The organism is Hymenobacter terricola, assembly GCF_017921975.2.
In the GTDB taxonomy this organism is placed as follows: domain Bacteria; phylum Bacteroidota; class Bacteroidia; order Cytophagales; family Hymenobacteraceae; genus Hymenobacter; species Hymenobacter terricola.
Genome location: NZ_JAGEMO020000018.1, coordinates 20,900 through 36,524, shown reverse-complemented (window position 1 = coordinate 36,524; position 15,625 = coordinate 20,900). Strand labels below are relative to the sequence as shown.

Sequence of the window (15,625 nt, the reverse complement as noted above, 5' to 3'; positions counted from 1 at the left end):
CCGACGGCCAATCCACTAACTACTAACCCCATGAAACGATATATTCTGGGCTTCGGCCTCTTACTCAGCCTCCCGGCCCTGACCGCGTGCGAGAAGTTTCTCGACGTGAACAACAACCCCAACAATCCGGTCGTCTCGACGCCCAACTTCCTGCTGCCAGGCATTATTTCCAACGGCATTCAGACGCAGATGTTCACGGCGTTGCGCACGCCCTACATCACGCAGTACGTGGTGAGCCGCACGGCCAACAGCGGCGGCAACGACCAGTACTACTTCACCAATGCGCAGAGCACGAATACCTTCAACTACTCCTACTTTCAGTCGGGTGGCAACATTCCGGTGATGCAGAAGGTGGCGCAGGACGAAGGCTCGCCGTACTACGTGGGCGCCGGTAAAATCATGCAGGCCATGATTCTGGCCCACGCTACTGATATGCTGGGCGATATTCCGTACTCCGAAGCCTACCAGGGCGGGGCCAATTTCACGCCCAAGTACGATTCGCAGCAGCAGATTTACGCCACCATCAACCAGCTCTGCGACGAGGGCATTGTGGAAATGAGCAAGCCCGCCAGCGCGGAGTTCCGGCCGTTCTACAGCACGGCCCCCAGCGAAAGCGGCGACATTCTCTACAAGGGCGACCCCGCCAAATGGGTGCGCCTGGCCTATTCCCTGAAAGCCCGCCAGGCCCAGCACCTCACCAAAAAGGCCAACTACGACCCCAACGCCGTGCTGGCCCTGTGCAACAACGCCTTCCGAACTTCGGCCGATGACGCGCAAATCAACTTCCAGACGGCCGTGGCCCCGCTGGCGAATACGACCAACATTTTCGGGGTGACCCGCGCCAACTTCGGCACGGCCACGTTCTCCTCCAACATCGTCAAATACCTCAACGGCACCACGTTTCCCGGCGTGGTCGACCCGCGCTTCGGCATCCTGACGCCCACCATCAGCACCGGCATCGACCCCGGCCGCGGCACCAGCACCACGGCCAACCTCACGCCCGGCTCCACGCTCACCGACTTTTATGGCAGCTGGTACGCCCGCGACCTGGGCTACTACGAGGCCATCACCTACCACGAGCTGAAGTTTATTGAGGCCGAAGCCGAGTTCCTGGCCGGCAACAAGCCCCGCGCCCTGGCCGCCCTGCGCGCCGGCATCACGGCGCACATGAAAAAAGTGGGCGCGGGCGGCTCGTATTCGCCGCCGGCCGTCACGTTCCCGGTCATCCTCGATGGGCAGATTGCCGCCTACCTGGCCAGCAGCGCCGTGCCCCAGACGGAGGCCACGCTCACGCTGCGCAGCATCATGGAGCAGAAATACATTGCCATGTTCCTGAACCCGGATTCGTGGTCGGACCTGCGCCGCTACGACTACCGCGCCGACCTGTACGTCAATTTCCTGCTGCCGTACTACGTGAACAACAACCCGCCGCTGGGGGCCGGCAAGCTTCCGCGCCGCCTGCTGCCCGGCGCCACCGAAGTTACCGTGAACCCCAACGCCATAATCGGCCTCTACACCGAAGCCGGGGCCACTTCCGACCAGGACTACGTGACCAAGCCGCTGTGGTTTGACCGGCCGTAACGGCATTGTCTGACTGAGTAAAAGGGCCGTCATGCAGAGCGCAGCGAAGCATCTCGCGTGCCACCACCAACCAATGACGGCCAACGATTGAGATTACCACCACACGCGAGATGCTTCGCTGCGCTCTGCATGACGGTTCCCCTTCTCAGTGCAAATGCCTTTCCTTCCCTTGACTTCAATACCTCACGATATGAACTGTTTCTCGTTTAAAAACCTGTTGCTGGCGCTGCCGCTCCTGGGGCTGCTGCTCGGCGGCTGTAAAAAGGAGCTGGACGATTATTACCAGCCCGTTGAGGACCCGGGATTTGCGGGGCTGGGCCTGCCCCGCGTGCCGCTGGGCACCCGCTACGCGCCGGGCGAAAGCGTGCCGCTTTACGTCACCTACGCCGAAACCGATAAGCTGCGCGACATCACCGTGTTTCAGGTGGTGAATAAGGCCGATTCGGTGGTGACGGGCACGTACCCGGCCAATGGCACGTTCAACGCCGCCGGGGGCCTGCTGGCCCAAGCCGTCCCCTACGTGGTGCCCGCCAACGCCGTGAACGGCGTGCCCGTGCGCGTCGATGTGACCCTGACGTTCCAGAACGGGGCCAGGCGCCTGCGCCGCTTCACTTACAACGTGGCCCAGCCCATCACGATTAAGTTTGGCGCTACGCCGGCCACCTACCGCAACGGGCTGGCGGCCACCGCGCAAAGCGAGGGTGACATCATTGGCTATTCGCTCATCATCAATGAAACCGGTATTGGAGTGGTGCCCACGCCGCCGGCCCTGCCCGCGCCCGCCGCGCCGCTGTTCAAGGCCGTGGACAGCCTCACCACGTTCTACCGCATTGGCACCGGGGCCCCGGTGCGGGTGGGCGTGGTGCGCAATCCCTCCAACGGCGCGGCCAACACCCGCACCATTGACGTGACTGTTCCGCGCGGGGCTTTGGGCCAGTCGGTGGTATTCTCGTTCGTGGCCTACGGCGCCGTGCAGACGGTAACCGCCACCGCGCCGGCCATCAACGTCACCAATCCCACGCCGCTGGCCACGTTGCGCACCGGCCGCATCAGCGGCGGCCCCAACGCCACGCCCGATTCCCTCGCGTTCAACTTCCGCACCGGCCTCATTGAGCCCGCCGCCAACCCGGCCACCGCCAAGGACCTGTTCGTGAGCGGCCTCAACGGCAGCGCCATCACGCTGTCGGCGGCCAACACCACGCGCTACGTCAAAATCACCGCCGCCCAGCTCGATAAAGGCTTCTACACCTCGGCCACGGCCAACGCCGTGGGCACCACCCTCTACGCCAACGCGGCGGCCCTGCTCACCGACATCGGCCCCGTGGCGGCCGACGATGTGTACGCCGTGCGCGTGCGCGGTGCCGAGCTGGCGCTGCTTCGGATTCTGAGCGTGAAGCCCAGCACCGCCGGCTCCAATGCGCGGGTCAGGTTCGAATATAAGCTGCTGTAGGTAGTCGGTAAAGCTTCCGCCGCATGCGGCAGGTGCCATCGGTGCGGTCCCCACTGGCATTGCCGCATGCGGCAATGCCGTGGGCGTAGTGCCGATGGGCATTACCGCATGCGGCAGGCCCCACTACCGGTGTGCTTAGTAGGACCACCACCTGTGGCCATGCCCTTCACCGGTGTGCCCACACGGCCCGCCACCTGTGGCAATGCCCTTCACCGGTGTGCCCACACGGCCCGCCATCTGTGGCAATGCCCTTCACCGGTGTGCCCACACGGCCCGCCACTTGTGGCAATGCCCTTCACCGGTGTGCTCAGGTATGCCGCCACCTGTGGCGGGCAATTTGCCGGCTCACCCGCCGCCAAACAGCCGCCCGAAGAAGCCGCGCTTCCGGGGCTTCTCCTTGATTTTGACTTTGGTGAACGGGGCGGCTTTGTCGGGACTTTCGCTGGCGGGCAGGGTGAGGCGCGGGTTCGTCGGCGTGGGGTTCGGCTTGGCGGCGATGGGCGGCGAGGCGGGCTGCGCCGGGCGGGCGGTGCCGGCGGGTGATTGGCCCACGGCCAGCTCGGGGCCCTGCTGCCCGCTGGTGATGACGCGCATGGGCCGGCTTTCGTTGTGCAGGCGGTCCACGGCGGTCACGTAGTAGGCGTAGGCCTGGCCGGGCACGGCGGTGGTGTCCACGAAGGTGGCGGGGAAGCCGGGCGCGGGCCGGGGCAGCGCCAGGATGCGGCGCGGGTCGTTGGGCGTGCTGCGCTCGGAGGCTTCGAAGCGGTAGAGGACGTAGTAGGTGGCGATGTCGCCGTCGGGAGCGGGCGGGCCGGACTGCCAGTTGAGGGTGACGTAGTGGCTGAGGCGGCGCAGCGTGAGGTTGGTGACGGGCAGGGGCGGCACGGCATCCTTCCAGGGCATGGTGGGGATGAGGGCCGGGTAGCGGAACAGGCTCAGGCGCAGCGAATCGGTGGTGTGGAGCGGGTTGCTGAGCAGGGATTTGGCCGAGAAGAACACGCTGCCGCTGGCCTCGCCGTCGTAGCCGCGGTTGAGACGGATTTGGCGGGGCAGCTCGCGTGGGTTGCGCCAGGTGGTGTCGGAGCGCGTGCTTTCGAGCATCCGGTAGGTGCCGTGGCCGATGTAGAGGTGGCGGTCGAAGTGGTTGCGGGTCCACCATTCGAGCAGAATGGGGTAGGGCACGAGGCGGAAAGTGGTGCTCCAGTACAGCTGCGGCAGGATGTAGTCAATCCAGCCCTTCTCCAGCCACAGCCGCGAATCGGCGTACAGATTCGAATAGGAAGGCTGCCCGGCGCGGGTATCGGAGCCCAGTGGGTCGGCCGATTTGTTCATCCAGACACCAAAAGGCGAGATGCCGAACTTCACCCAGCGCTTCGCCGACTGGATGCTGTCGTGCAGGTCGCGGATGAGGACGTTGACGTTGTTGCGGCGCCAGTCGGCCAGCTTGGCGATGCCCTCGGGGTTGAAGTCGCGGAAGGCGGCTTCGTCGTGAAACACCTGGTTGGGCTCGGGGTAAGGGTAGAAATAATCGTCGAAATGCACGGCGTCGATGTCGTAGCGCCGCACCACGTCCAGAATGACGCGGGTGATGTGGGCTCGCACCGCCGGCAGGCCGGGGTTGTAGAGCAGCTGCCCGGCGTAGCGCAGAAACCACTCCGGATGCTGGCGGTAGGGGTGGTTCGGGGCCAGGCGGCGCGTGACCGAATCCATGGTGGCGCGGTAGGGATTGAACCAGGCGTGGAATTCCATGCCGCGCCGGTGCGCCTCGGTGATGAGGAAGGGCAGGGGGTCGTCGCCACCGGCCGGGGCCTTGCCCTGCACGCCGGTCAGCCACTTGCTCCAGGGCTCGATGTCGGACTTGTAAAAGGCATCCGACGCGGGCCGGATTTGTACGAACACCGCGTTGAGGCCGGCGCGCTGGCCGGCGTCGAGCAGGCGGCGGTAGTCGCGGCGGTACTGCTCGGGGGCCTCGCCGCGCTGGTTGGGCCAGTCGATGTTTTCAACGGTGGCAATCCACATGCCGCGCAGTTCGCGCTTGGGGGGCGGCAGGGCTTCAACCGTTTCGGTAGAGTCGGCCGGGGTTTGGGCCTGGGCCGAAAGTAAGCCGCCACTCAGCAGCAGCAGAAACAACAGAAGCCGACCAGCGGCGGGGAAACGAAGCATCAATAAAATTCAGCAACACGAATGATGCTGCAAATTACGCCGTGAATGAATACCGCGAATTTCCCATCCGCCGCCCCGCCATTGCCACTGGTCCAAAATGGTGCGGCGGCGAATGGGAAATTCGCGGTACTCGTGCTTCAGGAGCCGGTCAGCTCGGTGTCGGTCATCGGTTGGTCGGTCGCGCTCTGGTCGGGCCCGCCTTCGAGGCCGTTGGTCTGGCTGGCGTCGCCGTAGTCGCCGCGAATGCCCGCGCCGTCGCCCATGTTCTGCTGCGTGCTGCTGGGGAGCAGGCCGGTATTTTCGGTGCTCGAATCGGTGTCGACGTCCAGGTTAGGAGTCGTGCTGATGGTGGCGTCGCTTTCGGCGCTCTGGTCGGGCGTCGACGCGGAGCTGGCCTGGTCGGGTTGCGGGTCGGTGGGGGTTTGCTCGGGGCTGGGCATGGCGATGAAGAAAGGGAAATGAAAGAATAGCCAGGGCCCTGATGCAGGCCCATTAGAGGCTTTACGGCGGCGGTGCCCTACGGTTGGGCGCGGCAGTTTGCGCGGCCGGTGCCATCTTGCCAGCTGCTTCCATTCCTCAGCCCCCATTCGCCGCCGTGTCCGACTCACCCACCAGCTTCTACCAACAAAAAACCGACGCCGAGCTGCTGTACTTTGTCGAGCACCCCGAGCACTACCAGCCCGCTTTGGTGGACGGGGCCCGGCGCGAATTGCGCCGCCGCGGCGTGCAGGTAGCTGCGCCCGCCGCGCCCCTGCCCCAAAACCTGGAGGCCCCGCACGAGCTGGCCCGAACCGGCCCCAAAACCGGTTTGCTGGCCGCACTAGTGGGGGCGGTGCTGGTGGTGAGCCTCGTGGCTGCCTACTTCATCAAGCAGGAAAACCACCCGGCCCCGGCTGCTACCACCGCCCCCACCGCGCCCCGCAAAGCCCCGCCCCGGCTCACGGAAGTAGCTACTTCGGTCATCCCCGATTTTGGGCCCGCCGTGCTGCGGAGCGTGCAGGAGCAGGTGCAGCACATTCCCGCCGCCGAGCGCGCCGCCGCGGCCAAGGCGGGCATGCCGCTGCACCAGTACCGCGAGCTGGCCAAGCGGTTCTGGACGGCCGAAACCCAGACCGAATACGTATTCGAGCAGGCCCGCCTGGGCAAGCTCGATGCCGCCCTGCCGGGGCACGTGCAGGCCGTAGGGGCCAGCTGGGAGCTGTGGAACAAGGCCATGCGCTATGGCTTCAAGTTCAGCCCGGCCATGGCCAGCCACCTCGACATTATGTCGCGCGTGGCCCGGCAGCAGCAGGAAGGCCTGGGCGATTTGCTGATTGTGGCCAACAACCCGCAAGCCTACGAGAACGACAATACCCGCAAGCGCACCGCCGATGTCAGCGACTTGTTGTCGGGCCTGCTGCCGAAGTCGCCGGTCACGGGCCGGCCCTACAGCACCATTCTCAAGCACGTAAGGATGTGAGGAACGTAGCGCGGACTTTGTAGTCCGCGAGTGCAACGGTGCTATTCGCGGACTACAAAGTCCGCGCTACTGCCCGCCCAACATCTGGCAAAGTGGCCGGTTGGTCAGGCTGGCGCATTCCTTGCCGCGTCCGGTTCCAATGGACTCATCCGCCCCCGACAACCTTCCCGGCTCCACGGCCGCCCTGGCCGCCCAGCTCTTCGCCCAGAAAACCGAGGCCGAGCTGCTGTACCTGGCCCAGAACGCGGCCCGCTACCCGCCCGCCGTGGGGGCCGCCGCCGTGGCCGAGCTGCGGCGACGCGAGCTTCTGCCCGATGCCGCCCGCCCCGCCCCGCCGCTCCCGCTGCCCGCCGCCGAAACCTGGTCCCAGCTGATTGGCCAGCTGCTGCGCGGCCTGTTTATTCCCTCGCGCCGCTTCCTGGCCACGCCGCTGCTGCTCGACCTCAACCTGCTGGTGTTCGGCCTCATGGTGCTCAGCGGCGTCTCGGCCTCCAATCCCACCGCGCACCAGCTGGTGCTCTGGGGTTCCAATGTGTCGGGGCTCACGCTGCACGGCCAGCCCTGGCGGCTGCTCACGTGCCTGTTCGTGCACGCCGGCATGTCGCACCTGCTGCTGAATATGTTCTCGCTCTGGCTGCTGGGCCTGCTGGTGGAAGACCGGGTGGGGCCGCTGCGCCTGCTGCTGGTGTACCTGGCCTGCGGCGTGGGCGGCAGCCTGGCCAGCCTCTGGTGGCACGCCGATGGCATCAATTCCGTGGGGGCCAGCGGGGCCATTTTCGGCCTCTACGGCCTGCTGCTGGTGCTGTTAATCGGCAAAAAGCTGGTGCTCGATAAGTCCGACCGCCGCGCCATGCTGGGCCTGGTGCTCTACCTGGTGTTCAGCAACCTGCTCTCCGGCCTCACCGGCAACATCGACAACGCCGCCCACCTCGGCGGGCTGGCCACGGGCCTGTTCATCGCCGGCCCGCTGGCCCTGATTGGCTTGCGGCCTCATTTAGCAGTGAGCAGTGAGCAGTGAGCAGTGAGCAGTGAGCAGTTGGGATATGGAAGACAACGATGATGGATGCTGCCTCGAACAAAAACCGTCCGTAAGCATTGTGAAATCGCATGGGGTTAAGTTCGCTCACTGCTCACTGCTCACTGCTCACTGCTCACTGCTCACTGTAAACTGAAATTATGCACGCCCTCCAGCTTGATGCCGTCCACCAGCCGGCTACCGTTCGCGAAATTCCCACGCCCACGCCCGGCCCCGGCGAAATCCTGGTGCGACTGCACGCCGCCGCCCTCAACCACCGCGACGTGTTCATCCAGCAGGGCAAGTACGCCGGCATCAAGCTGCCCTGCACCCTTGGGGCCGACGGCGCTGGTGAAGTAGCCGCCCACGGCCCCGGCGTGCCCGCCGACGCGCCCGCAGTGGGCAGCCGCGTGCTCGTCAACCCCGGCCTGCGCTGGGGCGACAACCCCCGCGCTCAGGCCCGCGATTTTGTGGTGCTGGGCATGCCCGACCCCGGCACTTTCGCCGAATACATCGTGCTGCCGGCCCAGTACATCCACCCGCTGCCCGCGCACCTCAGCTTCGAACAGGGCGCGGCGCTGCCGCTGGCGGGCCTCACGGCTTATCGGGCCGCTTTCACCCGCGCCCAGGTGCAGGCCGGGGAACGGGTGCTGGTCACCGGCATCGGCGGGGGCGTGGCGATAACGGCCGCGCAGCTCTGCGCCGCCCGGGGCGCCGAAGTCTGGGTCACTTCCAGCTCCGACGAGAAAATTGCCCGCGCCCAGGCGCTGGGGGCCCAGGGCGGCATCAACTACAACACCGAGGGCTGGGTGAAAACCCTCGTCCAGCAAGCCGGCGGCCCGTTCGATGTCATCATCGACAGCGCCGCCGGGTCCGCCTTCGGCGCCCTGCTCGACGCGGCCGTGCCCGGTGGTCGCATCGTGTTCTACGGGGGCACGCTGGGGACCATTCCCGACGTGCCGCCCGCCAAAATATTCTGGAAGCAGCTCAGCGTCCTGGGTTCCACCATGGGCACCGGCCAGGATTTTGAGGACATGCTGGCCCTGGTCACGGAACAGAAAATCGTGCCCGTGGTCGATGAGGTGGTTCCGCTGGCCGAAGGCGAAGCCGCCCTGCGCCGCCTCGAAGCCGGTGCGCAGTTCGGCAAAATCGTGCTGAAAATCGGGTGAAAGACGGCCGTGAAACCGCTGGGAGAGAAGCCTGGGTGCTACTGATTCTCAAGCCTCTTCTGGGGCGGTAAAAGATTGCTGTAAAAGGTTTTATTGGGAATGAAAACGGGCTTTTTGGGGTTGGTAAAGTACGCTGAAGGTCGATTGAAAAACAGCCCGCTTTTGCCATGAAATCTGCTGCCGAATACCTCAATGGTCACGTCTTCGAAGCCCGGCGTCCGCGCCGTGAGCTGCAGTCCGTCGTCACCCTCTCCGATGCGGTGCAAGCCGTCGAGCAGGCCCTGGCCGACGCCGAAAAATACCGCTACCTCCTGATGCGCTCCCTGCGCCACCACGCCAACGAAACGGCTGCGGCTACGGCCCCGGAAGCAACGCCCCTTGTCCCCTCGTTTTTTGCGGAAGAAGCGTCGGTACGGACTTTGTTTCCGGCGCAAACCGGCCGCATGGCCGCGTAATTTCAGCTTTTTGCCGTGGGCTTTGCTGCCTGAATCGTTTCCTTCGGGAACGGTTCAGGCAGTTTTTTTATGCTCCCCAGAGTTAAGCCCGGTTGAATTGCCGCTTAGCAATTTCCGCTGCCAAAGCCCCGGCCTGCTGCCGCAATTCCGGCACGGCCGTCGACTCAAAATACGCCGGCCGCCGGCTGGGCCCCAGCGTAAACAACGTCGGCGAAGCCGCGCCATCTTCCCCCAGCAGCGCGCCGTGCACATCGGTGAGCATGCCCAGGTGCAGCGGGTCGGGGGTGAGGTGGCCGGCCTCGCGCAGGCTCACCACCAGCGGAGTGGCGATGCGGGCATAGTCCAGCAGCGGCCCCGCGCAGCAGATAACGTGGTGCGCCGTGTGCCAGCAGCCGGCCGTGCCGTGGGGCCGCACGCGCACCCGCAATTGGTCGCCGTCAGGCAATATTTCGCGCACGGCTCCCACTTGCATTTGCACGAAACCAACGACGGTGAGGGCGGCTACGGCCTCGGCATTATGCGGCGGGCTGCGGTGCCGCGCCACCGACCACAGCCCGGCCAGATGCTGCAAAAACCGGCTCTGCTCCGCCAGCGGCCATGCCGCCCAGATGCGGCCCAAATCCGGCCGCAGCGAGTCCAGCACCGGCCGCCAGTCAATGCCCTGTGCCGCCGCCGCCCGCAAATGCCGCTTGAACACCGCCACCACGCCCGTAACCGTGGTTTCGGGAGCCAGCTCGGGGTAAAAACTGGGATAGGCCGTTGTAGCCGGGCGGTGCGCGGCGGGCCAGCGGCCGTGGCGGGCCACCACCGTTACCGGGGCGCGGTGGCCATCCTGGCGCAGGGCCAGCAGCACGTCCACCGCCGTCAGGCCCGAGCCGATGAGCAGCACTTCCTCATCGGGGCCGATGCGGCGCAGGTTGCCCGTGGCCCAGGGGTCGGCGTGGTAGCCAGGGTGCTGGAGGTAGCGCAAATCGGGCCCGGTGGGCGGGGGAGGCGGGAAATTGCCCAGCGCCAGCACCACGTAGTCGCTGCGGATTTCGGTGCCATCGGCCAGCTGCACGGCCCGGCGGCCATCGGAAAGGAGCGGGGCGGCCGTGGCCGTGGTGGCGTGCCAGCGCACGCCCGCATCGCCGGCCGCCAAGGACAGCACCGTGGCCAATTCCTCGTGTAGGTAGCGGCCGTAAGTGGCGCGGGAAGCGTACTCCGGCACACCGGCAGCGCTTTCCGGCTGCCGGTGCAGCCACTCCGTAAAGTGGACCGGTACGGTAGGGTAGAGGCTGAGGGCGCCGGGGCGCACGTTAAGCAGATACTCGGGCCGCCGGGCCGTATAGGCGAGGCCCGGACCGGGGATTTCGCGGGGCTCAATGAGGTGAATAACGGCCCCGGCCAGCGCGGGCTGCCGCCGCAGCTGCAGCACCAGCGCCGTGCCCGCGAAGCCGCCGCCGATGACAGTAATAACGGGACTGGCGGGTGGGGTCACGGAGCGAGTGGAGAGGCGGAGTAGAGACGCATATTTGTGTCTCGTCGTTGAGGTTACATTCAAACGGCGCGAGCAACGAGACGCAAATATGCGTCTCTACCGCTGCTTGCTACATGTACCGGCCCGGCACCAGGTAGTTCTGCACGTAGTCCTGAATGCCATCTTCCAGGCGGGTAAACGGCAGCTCGTAGCCAATGCTTTGGAGCTTGCTCATATCAGCCTCGGTGAAGTACTGGTACTTGTCGCGAATGTCCTCCGGCGTGTCCTTGAACTGGATATCGGCTGTGCGGCCCAGGGCCTGGAAGGTGTTCAGCGCCAAATCCAGGAAGGTGCGGGCCTGGCCGCTGCCGAGGTTGTAGATGCCGGAATGCGTGCGGTGGTTCAGCAGGAAAAAGCACACTTCCACCACGTCCTTCACGTACACGAAATCGCGCATCTGCCCGCCGTCGGTGTAGTCGGGGTTGTGCGATTTGAACAGCATCATCGAGCCCGTTTGCTGAATCTGATTGAAGGCGTGCAGGATAACCGAGGCCATGCGGCCCTTGTGGTACTCGTTGGGCCCGTACACGTTGAAAAACTTCAAACCCGCCCAGAAATACGGCTTTTCCTCCTGCTGCAAGGCCCAGTTGTCGAAGTCGTTTTTCGAGTCGCCGTAGGGGTTCAGCGGGCGGTAGAGCGGGAACAGGGCCTCGTCGGTATCGGTATAGCCCAGGGTGCCGTCGCCGTACGTAGCGGCCGACGAAGCGTACACCAGCGGCAGGTTGTAGCGCACGCAGGCCAGCCACATTTGCTTCGAATAGTTCAGGTTGAGCAGGTCGAACACGGCCGGGTCCATCTCCGCGGTATCGGTGCGGGCCCCGAGGTGGAAGATGAATTCCACCTGCTCGTGGTTGGCATCGAGCCAGTCGAAAAACGTTTCGCGGTCCACATACTCGCGCAGCTTCTTGCCCTCGATGTTGGGCAGCTTCTTCTCGATGGAAAAATTATCCACCACGACGATGTCGTTAAAATTGGCGGCGTTGAGGCGGGAGACAAGGCAGCTGGCAATGAAGCCGGCCGCGCCGGTGACTACTATCATACTGGGCGGGTTTGGAAAGGAGCAAAGGTAAACCGGCGCGCCGGGCCGCGAAGCCGCCGGCCTACCTTTGCGCCATGCGTGTTCGATTGCTGCTTTTACCCCTGGCGCTGCTGCTGGGTTGCCACCCCGCCACTGCCCCCGAGGCCACCGTCACGGTGCGCGACGGCCTGGGCCGCACCGTCAGCCTGCCCGCGCACCCGCGCCGCGTGCTGGCCCTGGCCCCCAGCATGACCGAAATGCTGTACGCCGTGGCCGATACCGCCACCATCGTGGCCCGCGTGCCCCAGGACAATTTTCCCGCCCCCGTGTCCCGAAAGCCGGTGGTGAACAACTACCCGCTCGACCTCGAAAAACTGGTGCTGCTGAAGCCCGACGTGGTTTTCACTACCGAAGGCATCACGTCCGTTGATGATGCCCAGCGGCTCAAGGAGCTGGGCATCCCGGTGTATTACCAGCGCTATCGCACTGTGGAGGACGTTTTTAAGGGAATGGAAACCGTGGGGCATTTGCTGGGCCGGGAGCCGCAGGCCAAGCACGTTGCCGATTCGCTGCGCCAGCGCCTGAAATTGCTTGGCAGTGCACCGGGCCATCCGGTCCCTTCCTTGCCCAAAGTGCTGGCCATTACCTGGCAGGACCCCATTTACTGCTACGGCCAGAACACGCTGTTTACGGATGAAATCCGCCTCGCCGGCGGCCAGAATGCCGTGACGGAAACCTTCCCGCAGCCCTACCCGGCCCTCACCCGCGAATACATTCTCAAGCTGAACCCCGACGTGCTGCTCGGCGGCAGCTTCGAGAAGCTGGACAGCACGTTTTTCAAAAACTACCCCGAGCTGAAGCGCATCAAAGCCTATCAAAATCACCGCGTGTACGCCATCACCGGCAACCTGATGGAGCGCCCCGGTCCCCGTGTAGTCGAGTCGGTCCGCGAGCTGCAAAAGCTGCTGCTGCGCGCTGAATCCGCTCCCCCCGTTTCCGCCCGCTGATGCAGGTTCGGCGCCCCGTTCTGTGGCTGGCCGGCGGCCTCGTTCTCATGCTGGCGCTGCTGGTACTGGGCCTGCGCGTGGGCAGCTACGCCACATCGTACAGCTTCATCCTGAATACTTTCCGTCACTATAACCCCGCCGACCCGGCCCAGCTGGTGCTGGTGCAGCTGCGCCTGCCGCGCCTGCTGCTGGCGCTGCTGGCCGGCGCCAGCCTGGCCGTGAGCGGCTACCTCCTCCAAACCCTGGTCACCAACCCGCTGGCCGACCCGTACCTGCTGGGCACGGCCTCGGGGGCTTCGCTGGGGGCCATTGCCACGTATGTTCTGGTGCCCTCGCTCACGTTTATGGGCGTGTATCTGCCGCCCGTGGCGGCCCTGGCGGGCGCCTTTTTGGCCACGCTGCTGGTGGTGGCGCTGGGCACCCGGCGCGGCCGGATTCTGCCGGCCCCGCTGCTGCTGGCGGGGGTGGCGGTGGGAGCCCTGGCGGCGGCAATTGGCAGCCTGCTCACCTTCCTGGCTTCGCCCGAAGGCAGCTTGCGCAGCGTGGTGTTCTGGGCCTTTGGCAGCTTCGAGCGGGCCGGCTGGGCCGTGCTGCCCTACCCGGCGGCGGCGCTGGGCATCAGCCTGTTCGTGCTGGCTTTCATGCAGAAAGACCTGAACTTACTGCTGCTGGGCGAGGAGCGGGCCGCCGCCCTGGGCCTGCCCGTGGCGCGGCGGCGCTGGCTGCTGGTGCTGCTGGCGGCCGGCCTCACGGGCGGGGTGGTGGCGCTGTGCGGGCCGGTGGGCTTCGTGGGCCTGCTCGTGCCGCACCTCACGCGGGGCCTGCTGGGCACCACGGGGCGCTACAATCTGCTGGGGTGCGCGGTGCTGGGCGGCAGCTTTCTGCTGGCCTGCGACCTGCTGGCCCGGCTGCTCTACCCGCCGGCGGGGCTGCCCGTGGGCTTGGTCACGGCCCTGTTCGGGGTACCCTTCTTTGTATATTTGCTGCGGAAAACCACATAGTTGGTAGTCGCTGGTTGTCAGTTGTCAGGTGGTGAAAGCCCCTTTAAAGCTGACAACTAACACCTAACAACGGACAACTAAAGCATGATATACGTCAGCCGCCAGGAACATTTCAACGCCGCCCACAAGCTGCACAACCCCAAGTGGAGCGATGAGCGCAACCGCGAGGTCTTCGGCCCCTGCGCCAACTCCAACTGGCACGGCCACAACTACGACCTCATTGTGACCGTGAAGGGCCAGCCCGACCCCGAAACCGGGTTTGTGGTGGATTTGAAGGCCCTTTCCGACCTGCTGCGTGAGCACGTCACCGACCAGGTGGACCACAAGAACCTCAACCTCGACGTGCCCTTCATGGCCGGCCAAATGGCCAGCACCGAAAACCTGGCCATTGCTTTCTGGCAAATCATCGAGCGCGAGCTGCCCGCCATCACCCAGGCTCAGCTCCACTGCGTAAAGCTCTACGAAACACCGCGCAATTTCGTGGAATATTACGGCGGCTAAGGTCAGTGAACAGTTATCAATTAAACAGTTAGCAGTTGCCCGGAATACCAGGTTTTATCGGACAAAAAATAACGACAATGATAACGGCAAACTGCTCACTGATAACTACTAACTGATAACTGCTTTAATGAAATACTACCTCATTGCCGGCGAGCGGTCGGGCGATTTTCACGCTTCCCATCTCATGCGCGAGCTGCGCGGCCAGGATACCGCCGCCGAATTCCGCTACTGGGGCGGCGACCTGATGCAGGCCGAGGGCGGCGAATTGGTGCGCCACTACCAGGAATTGGCCATCATGGGCTTTCTGGAAGCGGCCACCAGCGTCCTCAAGTTTCGCGGGTACCTGAAGCAATGCCAGCAGGATGTGCTGGCCTATAAGCCCGATGTGCTGATTCTGGTCGATTACGGCGGGTTCAACATGCGCATGGCCAAGTTTGCCAAGGACAAGGGCATCAAGGTGTTCTACTACATTTCGCCCAAAATCTGGGCCTGGAACCAGGGCCGCGTGGAACAGGTGAAGGCCCGCGTCGACAAGATGTTCGTCATCCTGCCGTTCGAAACGGAGTTCTACCAGAAATTCGATTACGCCGTGGACTACACCGGCAACCCCACCGCCGACGCGGTGGCCGAATTTCAGCCCACGTCCGATTTCTTTGAGCGCAACCAGCTCGACCCGGCCCGGCCCATCATTGCGGTGCTGCCGGGCTCGCGCAAGCAGGAAATTGAGGAAATGCTGCACGAGATGATTGCCATTCTGCCCGGTTTTCAGGAATACCAGTTTGTGGTGGCCGGCGTCACCAACCTCGACCCGAACTACTACCGCCACTTCGAGCGCAACGGCATCAAGTTCCTGTTCGACCAGACCTTCGACCTGCTGAGCCACGCCCGGGCCGCCCTCGTCACGAGCGGCACGGCCACGCTCGAAACCGCCCTGTTTGGCGTGCCCCAGATTGTGTGCTACCGCACCAGCGCCCTGAGCTACGCCATCGGCAAAATGGTGATTAAGGTGCCCTACATCTCCCTGGTCAACCTGATTGCGGGGCACGAGGTGGTAAAAGAGCTGATTCAGGGCGATTTCAACGCTCGCAACCTGCTCGACGAGCTCCGCACCCTGCTCACCAATGCCGAGTACCAGGCGCGCATCGAAACCGGCTATGCCGAGCTGCGCGCCAAGCTGGGCCAGCAGCAGGCCGCCAAAAAAACGGCCGAGCTGATGGTGAAATACCTGCAAGCCGGCTGAGTGCGGGCGCCGCTGACATAGAATGGCCATGCCTGCCCGACGCTTGG

General features: G+C 64.7%; 14 protein-coding genes. 10 read left to right on the top strand and 4 right to left on the bottom strand.

The window, feature by feature from the left end; all coding sequences use genetic code 11:
* Nucleotides 1-30: 30 nt before the first annotated feature.
* Both J4G38_RS14340 and J4G38_RS14335 read left to right on the top strand, forming a co-directional pair.
* On the top strand, nt 31-1,581 hold the full coding sequence (locus J4G38_RS14340) for a SusD/RagB family nutrient-binding outer membrane lipoprotein (RefSeq protein ID WP_210518504.1): 1,551 nt from the start codon (nt 31-33) through the stop codon (nt 1,579-1,581).
* A 190-nt stretch (nt 1,582-1,771) separates the two neighbouring features.
* Nucleotides 1,772-3,031 carry a hypothetical protein gene (locus J4G38_RS14335; protein ID WP_210518502.1) on the top strand — a complete coding sequence of 420 codons (1,260 nt, stop codon included), beginning with the start codon at nt 1,772-1,774 and terminating at the stop codon, nt 3,029-3,031.
* Between the two features lie 345 nt (nt 3,032-3,376).
* On the opposite strand, the gene J4G38_RS14330 is transcribed toward J4G38_RS14335, so the two are convergent.
* Both J4G38_RS14330 and J4G38_RS14325 read right to left on the bottom strand, forming a co-directional pair.
* Nucleotides 3,377-5,194: a family 10 glycosylhydrolase gene (locus J4G38_RS14330; protein WP_210518501.1), complete on the bottom strand. Its 1,818-nt coding sequence runs from the start codon at nt 5,192-5,194 to the stop codon at nt 3,377-3,379.
* Nucleotides 5,195-5,331: 137 nt separating this feature from the next.
* Nucleotides 5,332-5,634 carry a hypothetical protein gene (locus J4G38_RS14325; protein ID WP_210518499.1) on the bottom strand — a complete coding sequence of 101 codons (303 nt, stop codon included), beginning with the start codon at nt 5,632-5,634 and terminating at the stop codon, nt 5,332-5,334.
* A 155-nt stretch (nt 5,635-5,789) separates the two neighbouring features.
* Here J4G38_RS14325 and J4G38_RS14320 point away from each other — a divergent pair, with 155 nt between their 5' ends.
* The 4 genes from J4G38_RS14320 to J4G38_RS14305 all read left to right on the top strand — a co-directional run bounded on the left by J4G38_RS14320 (nt 5,790) and on the right by J4G38_RS14305 (nt 9,292).
* Nucleotides 5,790-6,653 carry a hypothetical protein gene (locus J4G38_RS14320; RefSeq protein WP_210518497.1) on the top strand — a complete coding sequence of 288 codons (864 nt, stop codon included), beginning with the start codon at nt 5,790-5,792 and terminating at the stop codon, nt 6,651-6,653.
* Nucleotides 6,654-6,792: 139 nt separating this feature from the next.
* Nucleotides 6,793-7,671: a rhomboid family intramembrane serine protease gene (locus J4G38_RS14315; protein WP_210518495.1), complete on the top strand. Its 879-nt coding sequence runs from the start codon at nt 6,793-6,795 to the stop codon at nt 7,669-7,671.
* 158 nt (nt 7,672-7,829) lie between these two features.
* A complete protein-coding gene (locus J4G38_RS14310) occupies nt 7,830-8,837 on the top strand; it encodes a zinc-binding dehydrogenase (RefSeq protein WP_210518493.1) in 1,008 nt (335 codons plus the stop codon).
* Nucleotides 8,838-9,004: 167 nt separating this feature from the next.
* Nucleotides 9,005-9,292, top strand: a complete 288-nt coding sequence (locus tag J4G38_RS14305) for a hypothetical protein (protein WP_210518492.1) — start codon at nt 9,005-9,007, stop codon at nt 9,290-9,292.
* Between the two features lie 82 nt (nt 9,293-9,374).
* Here J4G38_RS14305 and J4G38_RS14300 read toward each other — a convergent pair whose 3' ends face one another.
* Together J4G38_RS14300 and rfaD are read right to left on the bottom strand one after the other, a co-directional pair.
* Nucleotides 9,375-10,772: an FAD/NAD(P)-binding protein gene (locus J4G38_RS14300; RefSeq protein ID WP_210518490.1), complete on the bottom strand. Its 1,398-nt coding sequence runs from the start codon at nt 10,770-10,772 to the stop codon at nt 9,375-9,377.
* Nucleotides 10,773-10,881: 109 nt separating this feature from the next.
* Complete coding sequence (gene rfaD, locus J4G38_RS14295; RefSeq protein WP_210518488.1) at nt 10,882-11,850, bottom strand: ADP-glyceromanno-heptose 6-epimerase; 969 nt, start codon at nt 11,848-11,850, stop codon at nt 10,882-10,884.
* A gap of 74 nt (nt 11,851-11,924) precedes the next feature.
* On the opposite strand from rfaD, the gene J4G38_RS14290 reads away from it, so the two are divergent.
* The 4 genes from J4G38_RS14290 to lpxB all read left to right on the top strand — a co-directional run bounded on the left by J4G38_RS14290 (nt 11,925) and on the right by lpxB (nt 15,578).
* Entirely contained in the window at nt 11,925-12,836 is a 912-nt protein-coding gene (locus tag J4G38_RS14290; protein WP_210518486.1) for an ABC transporter substrate-binding protein, read from the top strand.
* Complete coding sequence (locus tag J4G38_RS14285; RefSeq protein ID WP_210518484.1) at nt 12,836-13,837, top strand: FecCD family ABC transporter permease; 1,002 nt, start codon at nt 12,836-12,838, stop codon at nt 13,835-13,837. The genes J4G38_RS14290 and J4G38_RS14285 overlap by 1 nt, the downstream gene beginning before the upstream one ends.
* A gap of 84 nt (nt 13,838-13,921) precedes the next feature.
* On the top strand, nt 13,922-14,338 hold the full coding sequence (locus J4G38_RS14280) for a 6-pyruvoyl trahydropterin synthase family protein (protein ID WP_210518483.1): 417 nt from the start codon (nt 13,922-13,924) through the stop codon (nt 14,336-14,338).
* A 127-nt stretch (nt 14,339-14,465) separates the two neighbouring features.
* Nucleotides 14,466-15,578, top strand: coding sequence for a lipid-A-disaccharide synthase (gene lpxB, locus J4G38_RS14275; RefSeq protein WP_210518481.1), 1,113 nt, complete (start codon nt 14,466-14,468; stop codon nt 15,576-15,578).
* The last annotated feature ends 47 nt before the right edge of the window (nt 15,579-15,625 follow it).

Bases quoted from the DNA above. Each gene is read 5' to 3' on its own strand.
- J4G38_RS14290 (WP_210518486.1), top strand. From the start codon at position 11,925: ATGCGTGTTCGATTGCTGCTTTTACCCCTGGCGCTGCTGCTGGGTTGC.
- J4G38_RS14335 (WP_210518502.1), top strand. From the start codon at position 1,772: ATGAACTGTTTCTCGTTTAAAAACCTGTTGCTGGCGCTGCCGCTCCTG.
- J4G38_RS14310 (WP_210518493.1), top strand. From the start codon at position 7,830: ATGCACGCCCTCCAGCTTGATGCCGTCCACCAGCCGGCTACCGTTCGC.
- J4G38_RS14325 (WP_210518499.1), bottom strand. From the start codon at position 5,634: ATGCCCAGCCCCGAGCAAACCCCCACCGACCCGCAACCCGACCAGGCC.
- J4G38_RS14340 (WP_210518504.1), top strand. From the start codon at position 31: ATGAAACGATATATTCTGGGCTTCGGCCTCTTACTCAGCCTCCCGGCC.
- lpxB (WP_210518481.1), top strand. From the start codon at position 14,466: ATGAAATACTACCTCATTGCCGGCGAGCGGTCGGGCGATTTTCACGCT.
- J4G38_RS14315 (WP_210518495.1), top strand. From the start codon at position 6,793: ATGGACTCATCCGCCCCCGACAACCTTCCCGGCTCCACGGCCGCCCTG.
- J4G38_RS14280 (WP_210518483.1), top strand. From the start codon at position 13,922: ATGATATACGTCAGCCGCCAGGAACATTTCAACGCCGCCCACAAGCTG.
- J4G38_RS14305 (WP_210518492.1), top strand. From the start codon at position 9,005: ATGAAATCTGCTGCCGAATACCTCAATGGTCACGTCTTCGAAGCCCGG.
- J4G38_RS14330 (WP_210518501.1), bottom strand. From the start codon at position 5,194: ATGCTTCGTTTCCCCGCCGCTGGTCGGCTTCTGTTGTTTCTGCTGCTG.
- rfaD (WP_210518488.1), bottom strand. From the start codon at position 11,850: ATGATAGTAGTCACCGGCGCGGCCGGCTTCATTGCCAGCTGCCTTGTC.
- J4G38_RS14285 (WP_210518484.1), top strand. From the start codon at position 12,836: ATGCAGGTTCGGCGCCCCGTTCTGTGGCTGGCCGGCGGCCTCGTTCTC.